Genomic DNA, 20,675 nt, shown 5'->3' on the forward strand with positions numbered 1-20,675 from the left:
ATCGGTGGCCTTCGCCTCTCCCCTCATCGCATCACGGTGACCGTGGCGGCCTCCGTCCGGCTGATCACCACCTCGTCGCCGGGCTTCACCGTCTCCAGCCCCTGCACGTCCGGCGGGACCGGAACCGTGCGCGTGCGCCCCTGCGGCCCGCGCAATGTGACCGTCCGTCGGTTGAGGTCGATGGCCTCGACAACCTCCGTCACCTGGGTGGTGGTGATCGCCGACGCGCGCGGCATCTCGCCGACCGCGGCGCGGTCCGTGCTGCTCCGCTGAATGGCGCCCGGCCCGCCGCCCGGCGGCTGGGTGACGATGTTGGTCAGGCGGGCGTACTCGATCTGCACGGTGTCGCCGACCTTGATGCGGTCGAAGTTCCGCACGGCGGTGCCGGCGGTCACCGCCTCTTCCCGCCCGTCCTGGAATTGCAGGATCACCGTCCGCGCGGCCTTGTCGATTCCGCGCACCTTGGCGGTGGAGCGGACGTTCTCGACCATGGACAGCCGCGGCGTCGGCTCGACACTCGCCGGGGCCAGGGCGGCGGACGGCGGCGCGGTCTCGGACGCCGGCGCGCAGCCGGCGAGGACCGCGCCGGTCAGGAACACCGCAAGGATGGCACGAACTCGGCGCTTCATGGATCGTCTCCGCCTGTGTTTGGGTCGATTGGACGGCAACGTTACACGGATGGCCGGCGTTCCCGGCATGGCAGCGGCCGTAAGTTACGGTAATCCCGCCGCGCCGAAGGGGAGGGTTGCAACGGCAACATTGCCACGGACGGCGGCGCCCCGCTGACCGCGGCACGCTTCAGGGACGGATGCGCTGCCGGAAGGCAAGAAACTCCTGCCGGTCGAGCATGGAGTCGTGGTTGGTGTCGGCGATGAGGAATGCCTCGTCGATGACCGTGATGAAATCCAGGCTGTCGATCCGCCCGTCCGGCCCGGCGGCGGCGGCGAACACCTCGGGCCTCAGCGGTGTCTCATCGGGCGTCAGCACGAGGTCCCGGTTCCGGTCCCAGACATAGAAGACCAGAATCTTGTTGTTCTGAAACTCCGCGTTCGAAATCCGCCCGTCGTCATTCTCGTCGAACAGATCGAACACGTCGGCCTTCTGCCCCGCCCGATCCGGCATCTCGGCGGCCATAGCCGGCGCCTGCAATCCAACCGGCGAGGCGAGAATTGCGAGGAGGAAGACCGGACCGGTGCTGCGGAACATGCTGCTGCGCCCCTATGCATCATGACGTTCGCGATGATGCCGTCAAAAGAGGGGACCGGTGCAGGTACCGTACCGAAACATACCGATGGCCCATCAGAACTTGAACACCGCCTCCATCCCGACGAAGTGGATGGTCTTCGCGGGGCCGGTGTCCTGAAGGAAGGAGCCGGGCTGGAACAGCGAGTAGGACAGCAAGCCCTCGACCGTGCGCCCGGCGGCGTAGGACAGCACAAGCTCCCCCTGCGTGCCGATGTGGCGCGACCGCGATCCGGCGCCGGAACGGAGCAGGTTGCCGGACAGGTCGTAGACGCCGTCCTCCAGGCTCATCCGCCAATAGGCGATGGCCGAGGCGGACAGGCTGAACTCGTCCGACAGCGCCAGATCCACGGAGGGATGCAGGTTCATCAGGTTCAGCGGCCCGACCGGGGTCAGTTCCCCGAAATACTTGGCGCGGGGGAACAGGGGGTTGAAGGTGCCCAGCCGCCCGTCGCCGGGATCGCGGTCGCCGCTGGCGATGTTGGCCTTCAGCCCGAGCCGCGGGCGCAGCGGCAGGCCGTTCCAGCGGTGTCCGGTGTCGCTGGCGACCGACCATGCGGCGATGGTGTCGCCATCAATGCGGCCGGTCTGGAGCATGGCCTCCCAGTTCCAGTCCCAGCCGTCGGCCTTGCCGAACAGGCGGGTGCCCAGCGTGTGCCGCTCCTCCCGTCCCTGCCCGCCCTCGAAGGACGCCGCCCGGTTGCCGTAGCCGATGTAGTAGGCGTCCAGCCCCGTGCCCCAGCCCGCCCCTGCGCCGCGCGTGGCGTACAGCCCCCAGGCGGAGCGACCCCCGTCGCGCCGGTCGTCGAACAGGTCGGGCGCCGCGCGGACGGGGCGGCCGAGGAAGCCGTCCACCCGCCAGGGACCGGACTGCACGATGCCCGTCACCGCGTCGAAGGCGCGCGGCACGTTGGCGCCGTAGCGCAGGCTGATCAGCCGTTCCGACCCATAGGCGAGCATCTGACGCCCCGCCCGCAGCGTGCCCTGCGCGTCGCCCAGCGGGACGGAGAGGTCGGCGAAGCCCTGCAGCAGGTCGGTGCGATCGACGTCCGGCGCCCCCTCCGGCCCGAGCTTGCCCGCCGAACCGGCCATGATCAGTTGCCCGAAGACCCGCAGGGCCGGGCCGGCGCGCAGGTCGGCGTAGGGCAGCAGGCGCCACAGGCCGTAGGCGTCGTTCCTCGGCTCGTCCTGCCCCCAGCCGCTGTTGCGCACCGCCTCGCCGCGCAGCCGCGCCTCCAGCCCGGTGGACAGGGAAACCGTGCCGCCGGGGCTGAGCGGGACCGCCTTGAACCGCTCCCAGAAGGCGCCGCTGCCCGCCGCAGGGTCGAGGAGGTAGCGGTAATCCTCGTCGTAGCGGGTGTTGGTCAGCGGCGGGGGCGTCTTCGCGGGAGTCTCCGCCGGAGTCTCCGCTGGGGCCGGGGCGGACTGGAGCAGCAGAGCCGCAACCAGCGCCCCGCGCCACCGCCTCACGAGGACCGCCCCGCGTGGTGCTCCAGCGCCAGGAAGTGCGACACCCGCGGCGGCCCGTCGCCGCGGTGGAAGGCCAGCGCCTCCTTCTGCACGTCCGCGTCGGCGTTGGACACCCGGCGGTGCTGGCGCTGGTGCTCCGCCCAGGATTCGACGAAGAACCACTCCAGCACCCGTTCCGGATCGCCGGAATCCTGGCTGACGCCCCAGGCGTAGGCGCCGTCCCGCCGCCGCGCCTCCGACAGGCGGCGGAGTGCGGCGTGGAAGGCGTGCTGGTCGGCGGCGGCCACCCGGTACTCGATGGTGATCAGCACCGGACCGCGGTCGTTGCGCACCGGCTCGGCGGTCAGCGGCTCCGGCCAATGGTTGGACGGGGTGAGGTCGGCCTCGCCCTCCGGCAGCGGCACCGCGCGGGACAGCACCGCGACGGCGAGCAGCCCGGCGGCGCTGACCCACAGGGTCGCCGGCACGCCGATCGCGTCGGCCAGCGCGCCCCAGCCGAGACTGCCCGCCGTCAAAGCGCCGTTGAACACGGTCAGGTACAGCGCCAGCCCACGCCCGCGCACCCAGTTGGGCAGGATGGCCTGGGTGGTGGCGCTCAGCGTCGTCAACACGGCGATCCAGGCCGCACCGGCGCCCAGCAGGACCGGCAGCGCCAGCCAGCGCGGCGGGGCCAGGGCCAGGATGCCCATGACCACGGCGGTGACCAGCGCCGCCGCCAGCATCAGGCCGTCCGCGCCCAGACGCTCGCGCAGGCGCGGCAGGACGGTTGCCCCGCCGATGGCCCCCGCCCCCACGGCGCCGAGCAGCAGGCCGTAGAAGCCCGGCCCGCCGCCCAGCATCGGTCCGGCGACGATGGGCAGCAGGGCCCACAGGGCGCTGGCGCAGGCGAAGAACAGGCCGGCGCGCAGGAAGACGCGGTGCAATTCCTTGCTGGCGCGGGCATAGCGCAGCCCGGCGCGCAGCGCGCCGCCGAACTGCTCCGACAAATCGTCGCGGGCATCGGGGGTGCGCCGCCACCACAGCAGGGCGGCGATGACGATGATGTAGGAGGAGACGTCCACCGCGTAGGTGGCGGCGGCCCCGGCGGCGGCCAGGATGGCGCCGCCCGCCGCCGGGCCGATGGCGCGGGCGATGTTGATGCCCAGGCTGTTCAGCGCCACCGCGCCCTTCAGCTCGCCGCGCGGCACCAGTTCCGGCACGATGGACTGCCAGACCGGCGCCATCAGCGCCGCCCCGACCCCGCCGAGGAAGGTCAGCCCGGCGATGGAGGCGACGCTGGCGACGCCCAGCCACGCCTGGATCATCAGCGCGGCGCTTACGCAGGCGAGCAGGCACTGGATGACGATCAGCATCCGCCGCCGGTCCATGATGTCCGACAGCACCCCCGCCGGGATCGCCAGCAGGAAGATGGGCAGCGAGCCCGCCGCCTGGATCAGCGCGACGGTGGACGGCGATCCCGACAGGTCGAGCACCAGCCACGCGCTCGCCACGTCGCGCATGAAGGTGCCGACGTTGCCCAGCACCGCCGCCACCCACAGCACGGCGAACAGCCGGTTGCTCAGCGGCGCGAAGGCACCCGCCGGCTTGGATGCGGCGGGCTTATGTCCGGGCGGCTGTGCGCCGGGGGTTGGGACGGCCTCGGCGGTCATGCGGCCCCTCCCCGGCGGCGGGAGTCGCGATGGGTGAGCACCGCCGCCGCCGCGAAGCCGCCGACGATGGCGAGATGCTCCAGGAAGGTGGCGGTCTGCCGCGCGCGGTCCGGCCCCTCATAGGTCCAGAAGGCGTGGGCGAGCAGCGTGGCGACCACCGTGAAGCCGGCGAGGATCCCGGCGCCGAGCCAGCACCAGCGCCGTGTCAAAAACAGCGCCGACCCGCCGAGCTGGCTGACGATCACCGCCACTGCGACGAGGACCGGCAGGCCGAGCCCCAGCCCCGCCGCCTCGGCCACGGCGCCGTTGAAGTCCGTCAGCTTGACCAGCCCGCTGACGACGAAGGGCGCCGCCAGGGCGAGGCGGGCGAGCCAGGCGGTCCCCGGCCAGTCGAGCAGGGCGGCGACCGGCGCAATGGCGTCCTTGCGCGTGGAGAGGGTATCGGCCATCGTTGCGCTCCCCCTCAGACCGCCCAGCAACCGCAGCCGAACACGCCCCAGAAGCTGCGCGCGTCGGACGAGGGCACGTCGGCGCCCAGCGCCGCCGCGTGGTCATGGCCGTGCACGGCGCAGCCGGAGTGGCAACCGCACTCCGCCGCCTGCCGCTGCACCGTCCTGGGGTCGCGGTGATAGCCGCCGACCGTGGCGACCGGCGACCAGTCGGGCATCGGCTTGGGCAGCGGCGGGGCGAGTTTGTCGTAATCGCCTTCGCCATGCACCACGGCGCCGCCCAGCAGGGTCAGGACCGAGCGGATGTGGGGGATGCGGTCCTCCGCCACCGCCATGTAGTCGTCGCTGAGCAGCGCCGCGTCGGCGAGCTGCCCCGCCTCGATCCGGCCCTTCTTGCCCTGCTCGTTGGAGAACCAGGTGTTGGCCTCCGTCCACAGGCGCAGCGCCGTTTCGCGGTCCAGCCGGTTCGCCATCGGGTAGAGCGACAGCCCACCCACCGTCTTGCCGGTGACCAGCCAGGACAGCGAGACCCAGGGGTTGTAGCTCGCCACACGGGTGGCGTCCGTCCCGGCGCCCACCGGCACCCCGGCGGCCATCATCTTCGCGATGGGCGGCGTGGCCTCGGCGGCCTTGGCGCCGTAGCGCTCCACGAAATACTCGCCCTGATAGGCCATGCGGTGCTGCACGGCGATGCCGCCGCCAAGCGCCGCGATGCGGTCGATGTTGCGGTCGCTGATCGTCTCGGCGTGGTCAAAGAACCAGTTCAGCCCCTGCAGCGGGATGTCGCGGTTGACCTTCTCGAAGACGTCGAGCGCCCGGCCGATGGTCTCGTCGTAGGTGGCGTGCAGCCGCCACGGCCAGCGCCGCTCGGCCAGCAGGCGGACCACCGGCTCCAGGTCCGTCTCCATGTTGGGCGGCATCTCGGGCCGGGCGACACGGAAGTCCTCGAAGTCGGCGGCCGAATAGACCAGCATCTCCCCCGCTCCGTTCAGGCGGTAGCGGTCGTCGCCGTCGCCCGGCTTCACCGTGTCAGACCAAGTGGCGAAGTCCTTCAACTCCTCCTTCGGCTTCTGGGTAAACAGGTTGTAGGCGATGCGCAGCGTCATCTCGCCGTCGGCGTGCAGCTTCTCGATGATCGCATAGTCGTCGGGGTAGTTCTGGAAGCCGCCGCCGGCGTCGATCACGCTGGTGACGCCCAGACTGTTCAGCTCCCGCATGAAATGACGGGTGGAGTTGACCTGATACTCCTCCGGCAGCTTCGGCCCCTTGGCGAGGGTGGAGTACAGGATCATCGCGTTGGGCAGGGCCAGCAGCAGGCCGGTCGGGTTGCCCGCGGCGTCGCGCTGGATCTCGCCGCCCGGCGGGTTGGGCGTGTCCTTGCCATAGCCCACCGCCCGCAGCGCGGCGGCGTTCAGCAGCGCGCGGTCGTAGAGGTGCAGGATGAAGACCGGCGTGTCGGGGGCGGCGGCGTTCAGCTCCTCCAGCGTCGGCAGGCGCTTTTCGGCGAACTGGTGCTCGGTGAAGCCGCCGACGACGCGCACCCATTGCGGGGCCGGGGTGCGGGCCACCTGGGCGCGCAGCATCGCCATGGCGTCGGCCAGGGTCGGCACGCCGTCCCAGCGCAGCTCCATGTTGTAATTCAGGCCGCCGCGGATGACGTGGATGTGGCTGTCGATCAGGCCGGGGATCAGGCGGCGTCCCTTGGCGTCGATCACCGTGGCGGCGGGGGCGGCGGCGGCGCGCACCTCGGCCTCCCGCCCCACGGCGAGGAAGCGCCCGTCGCGGATCGCCACGGCGTCGGCCTGCGGGTTGGCGCGGTCGAGCGTCGTGATGCGGGCGTTGACGATCAGAAGGTCGGAAGACGGCATGGCGGCATTCCCAAGGCGGGTGAGCAGGGGCGAGGCGAGCAGAGTGGCGGCGGCGCTTCCGGCGATGGCGCCCCGACGCCCAACACCGGTGCGACCGATGCCGGGGCGACCGGTCCCGGTCATGCCCGACCCCGCGGGGGTGCGTCCGCGGCGGGGGCCGACGGGCTCGCGGCGTCCGGCGCCGCGGCGGCAGAGGCCGGGGCAGAGGCAGTGGCCGGAGCGGCATTGCCCGCCTGCGGCCCCAGGATGTGGCGCGCGCAATCGTTCTGGATGAAGGCGAGGACCGGCTGCCCGGCGATCAGCCGCTTGACCACCGGCACCGCCTGCTCGCCGACCAGCATGCCGAGCAGGCCGATCAGGGCGATGGTGGGCGGAGCCGGGGAGCGGACGCCGAGAAACGCGTAGAGGACGCCGACCAGGATGCCGGCGCCGAGGGAAAGCAGATAGGGCATCATGGCGTGCCTGTTCTTCGTCCGGATGGGCGGAAAGAGGCGGACCGGCCCCGGGGAGGGTCGGGACCGGTCCGTCGCGGCGCGGGGCATCGGGCGCCGCGAAGCAAGCGCCCCGAACCAAGCGCAGCAGGTCAGGCGGCGGCGCTGTGGCCGCCTTCCGACGCGCCGAACATCGTCTTGGCGTAGATGATGCCCAGGCCATAGGCGCCACCGTACTTCTTGGCGATGCCGGTGGTCATCTCGTAGGTCTCGGTGCGCGCCCAGTCGCGCTGCAGTTCCAGCATGTACTGGAGCGAGGTCATCGGACGGACGCCGGCCTGGACCATGCGGTCCATGGCGCGCTGGTGCGCCTCGACCGAGACGTCGCCGCAGGCGTCGGCGATGACGTAGACCTCGAAGCCCTGGTCCAGCGCCGACAGGGTCGGGCCGACGATGCAGACCGAGGTCCACAGGCCGCAGAAGACCAGCCGGGTCTTGCCCAGGCCGTTCACCCGCTTGATGACGTTCGCATCCTCCCAGGTGTTCATGGAGGTGCGGTCGGTGACCTCCGCCCCCGGGAAGGCCTCGGTGATCTCGGAGAAGATCGGGCCGGAGAAGCTCTTTTCCGCGACGGTGGTCAGGATGGTCGAGACGCCGAAGCCGGCGGCGGCGTGGGCGACCAGCGCGGTGTTGGTGCGCAGAGTCGTGGCGTCGATCGAATGGGTCGCGAAGGCCATCTGCGACTGATGATCGATCATGATCAGCGCGTGGTCCTTCGGCGAGACGAGCAGTTTGCCGGGAGTCGCGGTGGCGGTGATGGTCATGTCTCTATCCCCGTTGTTTTTGGCGCCGGTGCCAATGGCGATGGCCGTGGCGAACACGTGACGATGTCTGTGGCCCGGCGGTGTGTCGAAGCATCGGTCAGGGACGGAGGACGGCGACATTGAACTTGCGTTTGCGGGCCCTATACCTTGGTATATCAGGCCAAGGCGCCGCTCGCCGCCGGTGCCGGTCGGGGTTAAAGGCTGGGTTTGAGGGTTGAAGGCAGGGTTGAGGGCGGACGTGACCCGACGGGCGGGCGAGCGACGGTGATGCGCACGAGCGATGACCCCGGAGACCAACGGTTTCTTCTGGCGACCCTGCCGCCGCGGGCGGGACAGACGCGGCTGGCCGTCGGCACGGTGGCCGGTCTGCTGGTCGCCCTGGCCATCGCCGCCCCCTTCGCCCGCCTGACGACGGAGGGGACGGCGGTTCTGCTGCCCGCCTACGCCACCGCGGTCCTGCTGACCGAACTGATGACCGCCGTCCTGCTGTTCGCGCTCTACGCCACGCAGCGCACGCCGGCCCTGCTGGCGCTGGCCGCCGGCTACCTGACGACGGCGCTGCTGATCGTCCCCTGGGCGCTGACCTTCCCCGGGGTGTTCGCGCCGACCGGGCTGCTCGGCGCCGGCCTGCAAAGCACGGCCATCGTCGCCGCCGGGCGGCGCATCGGGCTGCCGCTGTTCATCCTCGCCTACGCGCTGCTCAAGGCCATGGAGGCCGGCCCGCGCGAGGCGCACCGTCCCGCCCTGCCCGCCATCGCCGGCGGCATGGCGCTGGCGGCGGCCCTGGCCGGGGGTCTCACCGCCTTCGCGCTGGCCGACGACGCCCATCTGCCGCGGCTGATGGTCGACACCATGCGCGAAACGCCGCTGTGGATGGTCGTGCCGGTGACCGCCCTGGCGCTCTGTGCCGCCGCACTGGCCGTCCTCGGGCGGCAGCGGCTCTCGGTCCTCGACCTCTGGCTGATGGTCGTGCTGGCCGCCTGGGCCATCGAGACCTGCCTGCTGAGCTTCATCAGCGGCGGGCGCTTCAGCGCCGGCTGGTGGTCGGGACGGGTGTTCGGGCTGGCCGCCTCCAGCATCGTCCTGCTGGTCCTGCTGGCCGAGATGACGACGCTCTACGGGCGGCTGGTCCGCTCGGTGGCGGCGGAGCGGCGGGTGCGCGACGCGCGTCTGGCCAGCCTGGAGGCGCTCTCCGCCTCCATCGCGCACGAGGTCAACCAGCCGCTGGCGAGCATGGTCACCAACGCGGGCGCCGGGCTGCGCTGGCTCGACCGCCCGTCGCCCAACCTGGTGGAGGTGCGGGCGGCGCTGAAGCGGATTTCCGACGACGGACACCGCGCCGCGCGGGTGATCGCCTGCATCCGCGATTCCTTCCGCAAGACGCCGCCCCAGCGCAGCCGGCTGGACATCAACGGGGTGATCCGCAGCGCGCTCGACCGCACGGAGGGCGAGCGCCGCCTGAACCGCATCGCCGTGCGGACCGACCTCCAACAGCGCCTGCCGCCGGTCAACGGCAGCACGGTGCAGCTCGAGCAGGTGCTGCTGAACCTGATCGCCAACGCCGACGACGCCATGGCCACGGTCACCGACCGGCCGCGCGTTCTGAGCATCCGCTCGCGCCGCCGCGGGCTCACGGACGTCATCGTGTCGGTGGAGGACACCGGCACCGGCCTGCAGGCGTCCCAGGAGGAGCGGCTGTTCGAACCTTTCTTCACCACCAAGGAGCATGGGATCGGCATGGGGCTGACCATCTGCCAGTCGATCGTCGAGGCCCATGGCGGCCGGCTGTGGGTGGCCGCCAACCAGCCCCACGGCGCCGTCTTCCGCTTCACCCTGCCCGCCGACGACGAGCCGGAACGGCCGGCGGCCGGGGCGGAGCTGGAGCGGACGCGATGACCGACCGCTCCCTCTCCGACCGGTCCGCCATACCCGCGGAAACGCCCTTCGTCGCCATCATCGACGACGATCCCTCGATCCGGGACTCGCTGGTCAGCCTGCTGCGCTCGGTCGGGCTGACCGCACTGCCCTTCGCCTCGGCGCAGGAGTTCCTGCAGCAGCGCCTGCCCGACGCCCCCGGCTGCCTCGTGCTCGACGTGCGGCTGCCGGGCCAGAGCGGGCTGGAGTTCCAGCGCGAGCTGAGCGGAACGGACATCCATCTGCCGGTCGTCTTCATCACCGGCCACGGCGACATTCCCATGTCGGTGACGGCGATGAAGGCCGGCGCCGTCGAGTTCCTCGCCAAGCCCTTCCGCGACCAGGACCTGATCGACGCCGTCCACACCGGCATCGAGCGCGACCGCGACCGCCGCCGCGCGCTCGACGCGCTGTGCGACCTGCGCGAGCGGTTCCGCAGCCTGACCCCGCGCGAGCGGGAGGTGATGCGGCTCGTCGCCGCCGGGCAGCTCAACAAGCAGATCGCCGCCGAGCTGCAGCTCAGCGAGATCACCGTGAAGGTCCACCGCGCCAGCGTGATGCGCAAGATGCAGGCGCGGTCCCTGCCCGATCTGGTCCGCATCGCCGACAAGGTGACCCTCGCCGGCGACGCCTGACCGGCTTCGGCTCACGCCCCCTTGATGAAGGCCAGCACGTCGGCGTTGAAGCGGTCCTGGTGGGTGGCCGTCAGGCCGTGCGGCGCCCCCTCGTAGACCTTGAGCGTCGCCTGCGGCGCGATCTCCACGGCGCGGCGGGCCGCCGCGTCGATGGGCACGATCTGGTCGTCGTCGCCGTGGATGAGCAGCGTCGGGACCGCCATCTTTTTCAGATCCTCGGTGAAGTCGCTTTCCGAGAATTGCTGGATGCAGTCGTAGGCGCCCTTGATCCCGGCCATCATGCCCTGGAGCCAGAAGGACTGCCGCATCCCCTCCGACACCTTCGCCCCGTCGCGATTGAAGCCGTAGAAGGGCATGGTCAGGTCGAGAAAGAATTGCGACCGGTCGTCGTAGGTGCCCTTGCGGATGCCGTCGAAGACCTCCATCGGCAGACCGCCGGGGTTGGCCGCGGTCTTCAGCATGATCGGCGGCACCGCGCCGACCAGCACGGCCTTGGCGACGCGCCCGGTGCCGTGGCGCCCGATGTAGCGGGCGACCTCGCCGCCGCCGGTCGAATGGCCGATCATCACCGCGTCGCGCACGTCCAGCGCGTCGAGCAATTCGGCCAGATCGTCGGCGTATTGGTCCATGTGGTTGCCGGTCCAGGTCTGGTCGGACCGGCCATGGCTGCGCCGGTCATGGGCGATGACCCGGTAGCCCTGCTGGCCGAAGAACAGCATCTGCCCGTCCCAGGCGTCGGCGCTGAGCGGCCAGCCGTGCGAGAACACCACCGGCTGCCCGCTGCCCCAGTCCTTGTAGAAGATGCGGGTGCCGTCCTTGGTGGAAATCGTGCTCAAAACCCCCTCCTTTTTTGGACGCGCGAAAGTTCCGCGGCGCGACGGGAAGACGGATAACGATCTTCCATGGGCAACGCGGAGGCTCGTCTTCGCCACTACAGTGCCGGAGGCGGGCGGGCCTGGAAACTATACGGAGGTATCGGTGGACTGGGAGAGCGTATGGGGGGAAAGTGGACATCCGTCCGCCAGCACGGCGGGAAGGACGCGCTCCAGCGACAGGTGGTCGAACACCCAGTCGCGATGGGCGGACCGCAGCCGCGCCCGGCGATCCGGGTCGTCGCGCAACGCCGCCAACCGCTGCACCGCCTCCTCGCCATCGCCAAAGGTCAGATCGTCCTCGACGGGGCCGAACAGCCGGGCGCTGTCGGCGTGCCGCCAGCTCACCAGCAGGCCGTCGCGCTTCAGGATCTCCAGGGTGCGCGGGAAGATCGCCGTGTCGTAGGCGAGGCTTCCGAAATCCAGGCAGGCCGCGGCCTCGTGATAGAGGGCGCGCGGGCCCGGGGAGACCGGATGCGCCGCGAGGCCGTGCCGGTCCCAGCCGTCCCCCCACAGGGCGAAGGCCTCCCCGAAGGCGTCGCGCAGGGCGGTGGCGAAGCGCCGGCGGTTCTCCACCGCGAAGACCGCGGCGAAGGCCCGGTTGAACGCCAGCGTCCAGGCAGGATCGGCGGACGGCCCGCCCAGGCCGCACAGGTCCATGGCCGCCGTCCGGTGCAGCACCGGCCGGGCGCGCATCGCCTCGGCGACGGTTTCGGCGGCACGCCGGATGGCGGGGTCGGTGGGGTCCGCCGGGGCACAGCTTTGCCCGAGATAGACGAAGCGCCCGGCGACCAGCGGCGTCTCGTCCCGGTCCCCGGCCTCTCCCGTCATGGCGCGGTAGGGGTAGCGGACCAGCCCGGGATCGGCCTGGGACATCCAGCGCTTGTAGAGATGCACCGCGCCGTCGCCGTCCCGCAGGGCGCAGATCCAGGGATGCACCCCCAGCGGGGCGTGGAACACCCGCGTCAGGCCCAGCCGCCCGCACTGCTCCGCCACGCCGGGGCACATGCACCACATCCGGACGTTCCAGCGCTCCATCCAGCGGTCCGCCTCCGCCACCGCCGCGGGGGTGGCGGCGCCGATCTCCTCCAGCGGGTGCTTCAGGCAGATGTGCACGATGGCCGGACGCGTGCCGAAGGACGCCACATAGGCGGCCAGCATCTCCACCGTGTCGCGCGGGATCTCGAACAGGTTCAGCGCCAGGAGGACGTCGATCGGCCGGTCGATCACCTCCCGCGAGATGTCGGGCAGCGCCAGAACCGACTCATGGCCCAGCGCGACCAGGGCGGCGTGGATGGACCAGAGGATTTCCGACGTTCCCTGCCCGCAGAGCAGCACGCGCATCGCCGCCCCCTCACGCCCGCTGCCGGTGCAGGGCGACGGCCTCGTCCAGCAGGGCGGCGAGGCGGGCGGCGTCGCCCCCCTCCCCCTGGACCGCCGCGAAGCGGGCGCGGGCGGCGGCGCGGGCCTGCTCCAGCCGCTCCGGAGAAGCGGCCAGCGCCGCCGCCCGCGCGATGAAGGCGTCCTCGTCCGTCACCAGGAACTCCGGCCCGGCGACGCTCGCCACGTCGCCGCCTGGAAAGGACAGGATCGGCACGCCCGCCGCCAGCGCCTGCGCCGCGCTCGCCCCGCCGCCGGTGCGGCGCGGGTTCAGGCAGAGGCCGCACAGCCCCAGCAGCCCGTCCATCCGCTCCACCCAGCCCAGGCTGCGCAGCCGCCCGGCGTGGCGGGAGGCGGCGAGTCGTCCGGGCAAGGCCCCGGCGTCCCCGGCGAACAGCACCACGGCGCGGGGGATCGCGTCGAGAAGCCGCTCCAGAAGCGCCAGGAACGCCGCCCCCACCTCGGCGTCCAGCCGGTTGCCGATCACCACGCAGGGAAAAGCGTTCTCGGGAATGCCGAAATCCGCGCGGGCGGCGGCGGGCGCGCCGTCGTCCGGGCGCAGCGACAGGCCCAAGCGGAACGGCCGCCACGCGCGGGCGAAGCGCCCCCCTTCCGGCGGCGGGGAGGTGCCGCCGAAGTCCAGCGCGATGTCGGCCAGGGTGACGGGCGTGCCGGTGGTCGTCGGGATGCACAGCAGCGGGCGCACCGCGCCAAGCAGGTCGGCCAGCAGCACCGACCCGCCGAAGCCGATCACCACATCCGGGTCGAACGCCTCGACCGCCGCCAGGAAGCCCTTGAGCTTGCCCGCCGTCAGGCCCGGTTCGACCGAGGAGATCAGGCGGAAGCGCTGGTCCTCGAAGGCGATGAGCTGCTCGCCGTTCAACTGCGCCTCGATGGCCGCAGCGAAGGGCGGGACGAAGGGGCTGTGGTAGCGGTCCGGCATCATGTTGGTGTTGAGGATCAGCACCTCCCGCCCGGCGCCCCCCTGCAGAAGGGCCGCCTGCCGCAGCAGGTCGCGGGAGGGCTGGTGATACGCGGACAGGAGCTGGTTGGTGACCATCACCACCCGCCCGGTGGCCGGCGCCCCGGCGGGCCGTGGGGCCGGGCGCAGATCCAGGCGCCGCGCCACCTCGCCCAGGAAACGTTCGTAGAAGGGGAAGAGCCTGTTGGTGAAGAAGTCGGGCTGGGTCGCCGCGTCCATGCGCGTCAGGAAGATCTGCCGCTGCATCGACCAGTAGATCTGGTTGACGCCTTCCAGCGGCGCCAAATCCAGCACATGCTCGACCATGTCCAGGATGCGGGCGAAGCGCCGCAGGTCGCCGGAGATGTGGGCCAGAGCGGATTCCCGCAGGATCGGGTCGACGCCCGCGACTGCGCTGTCCAGCGCAGCCATCCGTTCCGGGTCGGCGCCCAGCCCCGCGGCCCGCGCCTCCTCGCAGACATCGGCGATGGCCTTCAGGTCCTCCCCCGTTCCGGCGGGTCCGCACAGGCGCGCCGCAACCGAGGACAGAAGATCGGAGGCTCGGCTGGAGTCGTTCGGCATCTCGGCGCTCCGGATCGGACAGGGACCGTGAATGGCGGGACGGCGGGAGGCCGGACAGCGGCGCAGCCCGACGCATCGCCCCACCACGGGCTTTGTTATCACCAACGCGGAAAAGACGCGAGCCAACACGGGGGCTTCTCGCTCCTCGGTGGAAATATTTCGTTTTTTCAATCAGTTCCGGTGCATTTGAGGGGGATTCGCTGCCCTTTCCGTCTTCCGAACGGGCGTGGCATCGTCTATCTTCGGCGGGCGGTGGGCGCGAAGCCTGGCCATCTGGGAAATAAGAAAACGGTTTCTTGGAGGAGCAGAGCTTGCGAATGCTCATCGCCGCGACCAATGGACTGAGTCGGCAGTGCCGCAGCATCGTCGTTCGTCTTATGCTGTTTGGACTAGCCCTGGTCTTGGTCGGCGCCTGCGCGCGCGTTTGGGTTCTGTCCTCCTTTTTGGAGGGCAAGATCGACGACCTCACCTCGTCACAGCAGCAATCGACGGCGTCTTACGTCGCCCACGACATCGATGAGAAGATCAAGGCACGGCTCGACCTCCTGCGCCGCGCCGCCGGAAGCCTGCCGCTGGCGATCCTCGACGATCCCGCGGCCCTGCGCGACTGGCTGAAGACCCATCAGGAGATCGCGCCCCTGTTCTCGCGCGGGCTGATGGTCGTCCGGCCGGACGGCCACGGTGTTTTCGCCGATTATCCGCAACGGCATCGGGCGCCGGACTTCGATGTTTCGGACCGCGACTGGTTCCGCTCGGCGCTGTCCAGCCGCGAACCGGTGATCGGGCGGCCCGCCCGCTCCTCCCTCGACGGGGAGCCGATGGTGGTCATGGCGATGACCGTCACCGACGACGCCGGGCGCCCGGTCGCGGTGCTGTCCGGCGCCACGGCCCTCTCGTCGCCCGGCTTCCTCAATCTGGTCCAGGGAAACCGCATCGGGCGCAGCGGCGGCTTCCTTCTGGTCTCCCCCCGCGACAAGCTGTTCGTCTCGGCCAGCGATCACAACATGATCCTGGCCGCCACGCCGCTTGAGGGGGTGAATCCGCTGCACGACCGGGCCATGGCCGGCTACCGCGGCAGCGGGATCACCGTCAACGCGGCGGGGGTGGAGGAACTGTCGGCCATAGCCTCCGTCCCGACGGCGGACTGGTTCCTGGTCGCCCGCCTGCCCACGTCCGAGGCGTTCGAGGGGGTGCGGGACCTGCAGACCTTCATCATCACCAACAGCCTGATGATCGCCGCCTTCGCCGCGACCGTTCTGTTCTTCGGCATGCGCCGCTTCTTCCGCCCGCTGACCGAGGCGGCGCGGCGGATGCACCAGATGGCCGACGGGCATGTCGAGCTGGCCCCGCTGCCGGTCCGCCGCATGGACGAAGTCGGGGAGCTGGTGCATGGCTTCAACTATCTTCTGGGCAAGCTGCGGGAGCAGGAGGCCGCCCTGCGGGCCAGCGAGGCGCGGATGGCCCACATGGCCCACCACGACGCGCTGACCGGCCTGCCCAACCGCGCCATGTTCCACGAGCGGCTGCGGCAGGCCATCGACCGCGCGGAGCGCGGCAACACGCCGTTCGCCCTGCTCTACATCGATCTGGACGGCTTCAAGCCGATCAACGACGCCCATGGCCACAGCCGTGGCGACGAGGTTCTCCGGGTGGTGGCCCGCCGCCTGTCCGACCTGCTGCGCAAGGCCGACCTGATCGCCCGCATCGGCGGCGACGAGTTCGCCATCATCCTGGAGGTGGAGGCGAGCCGCGCCGGTGCGGAGACCGTGGCCGAGAAATGCCGGGCGGCGCTGGGGGAGCCCATCCTGATCGACGGGCTGCGGCTGACGCTCGCCCTGTCGATCGGCGTCGCGGTCTTCCCGCAGGACGGGCGCGACTCCCAGCAGCTCATCGTCCACGCCGATCAGGCGATGTACGCGGTCAAGAAGGGCGGCGCCCGGGTCCCCGCCTTGTAGGCTCAGTGGCAGCCACCCGAGCCGCCGCCGGCCGGGCCGCAGCCCTTGCACCCGCCGCCGCAACCGGTCCCCTGTGGCGCGGCGCGGCCCAGCAGGCGGGCGCGCAGTCCGGCCGGAAGGATCACGCGCCACACCGTCCACGCCGCGGCCAGCGCCACCACCAAGACAACCAGAAGATCCTGCCACATGGCCGTGCCCTCCCCTTCCCTTACAGCAGCCCCTTACAGCAGCGCAGACGCGACGCGGTAGGTGATGAAGCTCGCCCCGTAGGCCAGCGTGATCATGTAGGCGAACATCACCGCCGGCCAGAACCAGCCGTTGGTCTCCCGCTTCACCACCGACAGGGTGGCGACGCATTGCGGGGCGAAGACGTACCAGGCGAGCAGCGACAGCGCGGTCGGCAGGCTCCAGGAGGCGGCCAGCGCCCCGGCCAGCGAGGATTGCAGCGCGTCGCCGCTCTCGCTCAGCGCGTAGATGGTGCCCAGCACGCCGACCGCCACCTCGCGCGCCGCGATGCCCGGCACCAGCGCCACGGCGATCTGCCACGTGAAGCCGATCGGCGCCAGCAGCGGTTCCAGCGCGTGGCCGATCATGCCGGCGATGGAATACTGGATGGCCGGCTCGGTCGCCCCCTCCGGCGCGCCGGGAAAGCTCGCCAGGAACCACATGACAATCATCAGCGCGAAGATCGTCGTGCCGGCCCGCGCCAGGAAGACCTTGGCCCGCTCGAACAGGCCCAGCGCGATGTCGCGCGGGTTGGGCAGGCGGTAGGCCGGCAGTTCCATCAGCAGCGGCTCGCGCGCGCCCTTGAACACCGTGCCCTTCAGCACGAAGGCGACGGCCAGCGCCGACAGGATGCCGGCGGCGTAGAGCGCGAACATCACCAGCCCCGGCAGCCCGACCAGACCGCCCAGCAGCGGACGGTCCGGCACGAAGGCCGCGATCAGCAGCGTGTAGACCGGCAGCCGGGCCGAGCAGGTCATCAGCGGGGCGATCATGATGGTCGCCAGCCGGTCGGCCCGGTTCTCGATGGTGCGCGCCGCCATGACGCCGGGCACCGCGCAGGCGAAACTGGACAGCAGCGGGATGAAGGCACGCCCGTGCAGCCCCACCCCGCCCATCAGCCGGTCCAGCAGGAAGGCAGCGCGGGCGAGATAGCCGGTCGCCTCCAGCACCAGGATGAAGAAGAACAGCACCAGGATCTGCGGCAGGAAGATGACCACGCTGCCCACCCCGGCGATAATGCCGTCGGTCAGCAGGCTGCGCAGCGCGCCGTCCGGCAGGGTGGCGGCCACCCAGTCCTTGAGCCCGCTGACCGCGCCGTCGATCAGGTTCATCGGCGCCTCGGCCCAAGCGAACACCGCCTGGAACATCAGGAACAGCACAAGGAACAGGAAGGCCAGCCCGAACACCGGGTGCAGCAGCACGGCGTCCACCCGCCGGGTCGCCAGCGGCGGCAGACCGGCGTCGGCCACGCAGCCGGCCAGCAGCCCCTCGACCTCCTGGTGGTAGGCCCGCAGGTCGCGCGAGGAGGGCTCGCTCCAGCCGCAGGGGGCCGAATTCTCCGCCGCGTCCGCCGCCGCATCGGACGCCATGGCCATGGCGCCGTCGATCTGCTCCAGCAGAGGCTGGACGCCGCCGCGGCGGATGGCGACGGTCGGCACCACCGGCACGCCGAGCGCCGCGGACAGAGCCGCCGCGTCGATGCGGCAGCCGCGCTTCTCCGCCGCGTCCATCATGTTCAGCGCCAGGATGATCGGGCGGCCCAGCCGCTTCAGCTCGACCACCAGCCGCAGGTTCAGGCGCAGGTTGGTGGCGTCGGCGACGCAGACCAGCAGGTCGGGGCTGTCCTCGTGCGAGAAGCGGCCGAGCACGACGTCGCGGGTCACCTCCTCGTCGGGGGAGCGGGCGCGCAGGCTGTAGGTGCCCGGCAGGTCGATCACCTGGACGCGGCGGCCGAGCGGGCTGACGAAATGCCCGATCTTCCGTTCCACGGTGACGCCGGGGTAGTTCGCCACCTTCTGGCGGGAACCGGTGAGCGCGTTGAACAGGGCGGTCTTGCCGCAGTTCGGGTTGCCGACCAGCGCGATGCGCGGCGGCAGGGCGGAGTCCAGGACCGACATGGCCGGATGTCCTTGCAGGGGGTCGCTTTAAAGAAAGGAAATGGCGCCGCGCGTCAGGCGGCGGGCGCCACCAGCACGGCGCGCGCCTCGGCGCGGCGGAGCGCCAGCGTGTGCTCGTTCACGCGGATGGCGATGGGGTCGCGGCCCGGAAAGGCTTCGTGCAGGACCTCGACGTGGGAGCCTTCGACCAGCCCCATCTCGATCATGCGCCGCTCCAGCTCCCCTTCGGGAAGGGTGGTGACCACCCCCCGCTCATCGACGCCGGTCACGCGGGCGCGCTCGCCCTTCTTCAACTCGCCCAAATGCCGTCCGCCGGGGGACTGGCCCGTTTCGGGGGTGGGATGACCGCTCATGGCTGCACCTGATCGCACCGGGAGGTGGGGGGCGCGTTCCTGTCCGCCCCTCTTCGCCGCGGATGATCCTGCGAAGCGTTCGCACTCGTCCAGCCGCCAAATGTCGCAGGAGCCCTGTGATATTAGCGTAACGACCACAATCCGATTATGGCTTTGCGGGGGCCGCCCCGCCCTTCGCGTTGGCCGCCGGCGCGGGAGCGGGCGCCTTGGCCGAGCGGTCGAGGTTGGCCTGCGCCGTCTTGGCCGCCGCGCTGTTCGGCGTGTTGCGGACGATCTGGCTCCAATCCTCCCGCGCCCCCGGCAGATTCCCGGTCTGCGCCTTGATGGTGGCGCGCAGCAGCAGGGCGTCGGGATCGCCGGGGCGCAGCTCCAGCGCGCGGTCGATGTCGGCGACGGCCTGCCGGTCGTTGGCCAGCGCCTTGTGGGCGGCGGCGCGGTAGAGATAGGCCTCGGCCCGCTGCGGGTCCTTCTTCAGCGCGGCGTCCAGGTCGGCCACGGCGTCCCAGAACCGCTCCGTCTCGGCCCGCGCGATGGCGCGGTCGATCAGCAGGTCCACGTCCTCCGGCTGGAGCGCCAGGGCACGGCTGTAGGCCCGCTCCGCCCGCGCGTTGTCGCCGGCGCGCAGCCACGCCCAGCCCGCCCGCCCGAGGATCGAGGCCCCGGCCTTCGGGTCGTCCTTGCCCAGCACCGGGGCCAGCTCCTCCAGCCGCGCCCCGGCGGTCGTGAAGTCGCCCTTGTGGAACAGCGCCAGCGCCTGGCACAGCCGGGCATGGTCGCCGCCGCCGCGGTTCAGCCAGGTCTGCGCGCTCTCCAGCGCCTCGGCCGGGCGCTTCTCGGCGAGCGTCAGACAGGCCTGGAACTCCCGGTTGTGATCGACGGTGGGAGCGGAGAAGGCCGGGCCGGCGGAGAGGAGCGCCAGCGCGGCCGTGATGAGGTAAGCGTTGCGTCGGTTCATGGCGGCCTTACACTCCGTCATTGCCGCTCCCGACGCAAGGACCCCGCAAGACATGGCTTCACCCCGTCTGTTCGTCTTCGGCCTGGGCTTCACAGCCCGCGTGTTCGCCGACCGGCTGAAGGCCGAGGGCTGGCGGATCGCCGCCACCTGCCGCGGCGAGGACAAGCGCGCCGCCCTGGAGGCGCAGGGCGTCGAGGCGTTCCTGTTCGACCGGGGCCGCCCGCTGGAGGACGCCCGTGCGGCGCTCGCCGGCACCACCCATCTGCTGGTCAGCGTGCCGCCCGACGAGCGGGGCGACCCGGTGCTCGACCAGCACGCCATGGATCTGGCGGACCTGCGGACGCTCGACTGGGCCGGCTACCTCTCCACCACCGGGGTCTACGGCGACACCCAGGGCGAGTGGGTGGGTGAGGCGGCGTGGCTGCGCCCGACCGGCGAGCGGCAGAAGCGCCGGGTCGAGGCGGAGCGCGGCTGGCTGAATCTCTACCGCCAGTACGGCGTGCCGATGCATCTCTTCCGGCTGGCCGGCATCTACGGGCCGGGGCGCAGCGCGCTGGACAACGTGCGCGACGGCACCGCCCGGCGTGTCGACAAGCCCGGTCAGGTGTTCAGCCGCATCCATGTGGAGGACATCGCGGCGACGCTGCGCGCCTCGATGGACAAGCCGACGCTGGGCGCGGTCTACAACGTCGCCGACGACCTTCCCTCCCCCTCCCACGAGGTGGTGAGCTACGCCTGCGGCCTGCTGGGGGTCGAGCCGCCGCCGCTGGTGCCCTTCGACGAGGCCGGCCTGTCGCCGATGGCCGCCAGCTTCTACGCCGACTGCCGCCGGGTGAAGAACGACCGCATCAAGCGCCAGCTCGGTGTCGAGCTGGCCTACCCCGACTACCGCGCCGGGCTGGACGCGCAATTCGCGGCGGAGGGTGGGCGGTAGAGTCGCCCCAGCGCGAATCGCGCGCCCTCCCGCCCCGGCCGCATTCCCCCTACGGCGGCACCCCGCGGGGGCGTCACG

Annotated in this window: 19 protein-coding genes; 4 read left to right on the top strand and 15 right to left on the bottom strand. The window is 71.4% G+C overall.

From position 1 onward, the window contains the following. Positions 1–23: 23 nt before the first annotated feature. The 8 genes from FBZ83_RS03640 to FBZ83_RS03675 all read right to left on the bottom strand — a co-directional run bounded on the left by FBZ83_RS03640 (position 24) and on the right by FBZ83_RS03675 (position 7,933). Positions 24–629 carry a hypothetical protein gene (locus FBZ83_RS03640; RefSeq protein ID WP_145681095.1) on the bottom strand — a complete coding sequence of 202 codons (606 nt, stop codon included), beginning with the start codon at positions 627–629 and terminating at the stop codon, positions 24–26. A gap of 169 nt (positions 630–798) precedes the next feature. Beyond that, positions 799–1,206, bottom strand: a complete 408-nt coding sequence (locus tag FBZ83_RS03645) for an EF-hand domain-containing protein (protein WP_145681096.1) — start codon at positions 1,204–1,206, stop codon at positions 799–801. 93 nt (positions 1,207–1,299) lie between these two features. Continuing rightward, positions 1,300–2,712, bottom strand: a complete 1,413-nt coding sequence (locus FBZ83_RS03650) for an alginate export family protein (protein ID WP_145681097.1) — start codon at positions 2,710–2,712, stop codon at positions 1,300–1,302. Beyond that, the gene (locus tag FBZ83_RS03655; RefSeq protein WP_145681098.1) at positions 2,709–4,361 is read right to left on the bottom strand and encodes an MFS transporter; all 1,653 of its coding nucleotides are present in this window, start codon (positions 4,359–4,361) and stop codon (positions 2,709–2,711) included. Before FBZ83_RS03655 ends, FBZ83_RS03650 begins: the two co-directional genes overlap by 4 nt. Then, on the bottom strand, positions 4,358–4,810 hold the full coding sequence (locus FBZ83_RS03660) for a DoxX family protein (RefSeq protein WP_186465957.1): 453 nt from the start codon (positions 4,808–4,810) through the stop codon (positions 4,358–4,360). Before FBZ83_RS03660 ends, FBZ83_RS03655 begins: the two co-directional genes overlap by 4 nt. Positions 4,811–4,824: 14 nt before the next feature. Further along, positions 4,825–6,801 (bottom strand): amidohydrolase, encoded by a 1,977-nt coding sequence (locus FBZ83_RS03665; protein ID WP_145681099.1) that lies wholly within the window; start codon positions 6,799–6,801, stop codon positions 4,825–4,827. Next, positions 6,798–7,133 carry a XapX domain-containing protein gene (locus FBZ83_RS03670; RefSeq protein ID WP_145681100.1) on the bottom strand — a complete coding sequence of 112 codons (336 nt, stop codon included), beginning with the start codon at positions 7,131–7,133 and terminating at the stop codon, positions 6,798–6,800. Before FBZ83_RS03670 ends, FBZ83_RS03665 begins: the two co-directional genes overlap by 4 nt. 128 nt (positions 7,134–7,261) lie before the next feature. Then, on the bottom strand, positions 7,262–7,933 hold the full coding sequence (locus tag FBZ83_RS03675; RefSeq protein WP_014197758.1) for a hydrolase: 672 nt from the start codon (positions 7,931–7,933) through the stop codon (positions 7,262–7,264). A gap of 267 nt (positions 7,934–8,200) precedes the next feature. Here FBZ83_RS03675 and FBZ83_RS03680 point away from each other — a divergent pair, with 267 nt between their 5' ends. Beyond that, entirely contained in the window at positions 8,201–9,829 is a 1,629-nt protein-coding gene (locus FBZ83_RS03680) for an MASE4 domain-containing protein (RefSeq protein WP_145681101.1), read from the top strand. Further along, positions 9,826–10,482 carry a response regulator transcription factor gene (locus FBZ83_RS03685; protein WP_145681102.1) on the top strand — a complete coding sequence of 219 codons (657 nt, stop codon included), beginning with the start codon at positions 9,826–9,828 and terminating at the stop codon, positions 10,480–10,482. Before FBZ83_RS03680 ends, FBZ83_RS03685 begins: the two co-directional genes overlap by 4 nt. An 11-nt stretch (positions 10,483–10,493) precedes the next feature. Here the strand turns inward: FBZ83_RS03685 and FBZ83_RS03690 are convergent, their stop codons facing one another. The 3 genes from FBZ83_RS03690 to FBZ83_RS03700 form a co-directional block, all read right to left on the bottom strand. Beyond that, the gene (locus FBZ83_RS03690; RefSeq protein WP_145681103.1) at positions 10,494–11,318 is read right to left on the bottom strand and encodes an alpha/beta fold hydrolase; all 825 of its coding nucleotides are present in this window, start codon (positions 11,316–11,318) and stop codon (positions 10,494–10,496) included. 126 nt (positions 11,319–11,444) lie between these two features. Next, positions 11,445–12,698, bottom strand: a complete 1,254-nt coding sequence (locus FBZ83_RS03695) for a glycosyltransferase (protein WP_145681104.1) — start codon at positions 12,696–12,698, stop codon at positions 11,445–11,447. A gap of 10 nt (positions 12,699–12,708) precedes the next feature. Further along, on the bottom strand, positions 12,709–14,277 hold the full coding sequence (locus FBZ83_RS03700) for a glycosyltransferase (protein ID WP_145681105.1): 1,569 nt from the start codon (positions 14,275–14,277) through the stop codon (positions 12,709–12,711). 317 nt (positions 14,278–14,594) lie between these two features. Between FBZ83_RS03700 and FBZ83_RS03705 the strand changes: the two genes are divergently transcribed. After that, positions 14,595–16,232 carry a bifunctional diguanylate cyclase/phosphodiesterase gene (locus FBZ83_RS03705; protein ID WP_145681106.1) on the top strand — a complete coding sequence of 546 codons (1,638 nt, stop codon included), beginning with the start codon at positions 14,595–14,597 and terminating at the stop codon, positions 16,230–16,232. Positions 16,233–16,234: 2 nt separating this feature from the next. Here the strand turns inward: FBZ83_RS03705 and FBZ83_RS03710 are convergent, their stop codons facing one another. The 4 genes from FBZ83_RS03710 to FBZ83_RS03725 form a co-directional block, all read right to left on the bottom strand. Next, positions 16,235–16,420: a hypothetical protein gene (locus FBZ83_RS03710; RefSeq protein ID WP_145681107.1), complete on the bottom strand. Its 186-nt coding sequence runs from the start codon at positions 16,418–16,420 to the stop codon at positions 16,235–16,237. A gap of 33 nt (positions 16,421–16,453) precedes the next feature. Then, entirely contained in the window at positions 16,454–18,355 is a 1,902-nt protein-coding gene (gene feoB, locus FBZ83_RS03715; protein WP_145681108.1) for a ferrous iron transporter B, read from the bottom strand. Between the two features lie 53 nt (positions 18,356–18,408). After that, on the bottom strand, positions 18,409–18,708 hold the full coding sequence (locus FBZ83_RS03720) for a FeoA family protein (protein ID WP_051658377.1): 300 nt from the start codon (positions 18,706–18,708) through the stop codon (positions 18,409–18,411). Positions 18,709–18,853: 145 nt separating this feature from the next. Further along, a complete protein-coding gene (locus FBZ83_RS03725; protein ID WP_145681109.1) occupies positions 18,854–19,663 on the bottom strand; it encodes a tetratricopeptide repeat protein in 810 nt (269 codons plus the stop codon). A 52-nt stretch (positions 19,664–19,715) separates the two neighbouring features. Here FBZ83_RS03725 and FBZ83_RS03730 point away from each other — a divergent pair, with 52 nt between their 5' ends. Beyond that, positions 19,716–20,597, top strand: a complete 882-nt coding sequence (locus FBZ83_RS03730; RefSeq protein WP_145681110.1) for an SDR family oxidoreductase — start codon at positions 19,716–19,718, stop codon at positions 20,595–20,597. Positions 20,598–20,675: the final 78 nt, after the last annotated feature.

It is taken from the genome of Azospirillum brasilense, assembly GCF_007827815.1.
Lineage (GTDB): Bacteria > Pseudomonadota > Alphaproteobacteria > Azospirillales > Azospirillaceae > Azospirillum > Azospirillum brasilense_C.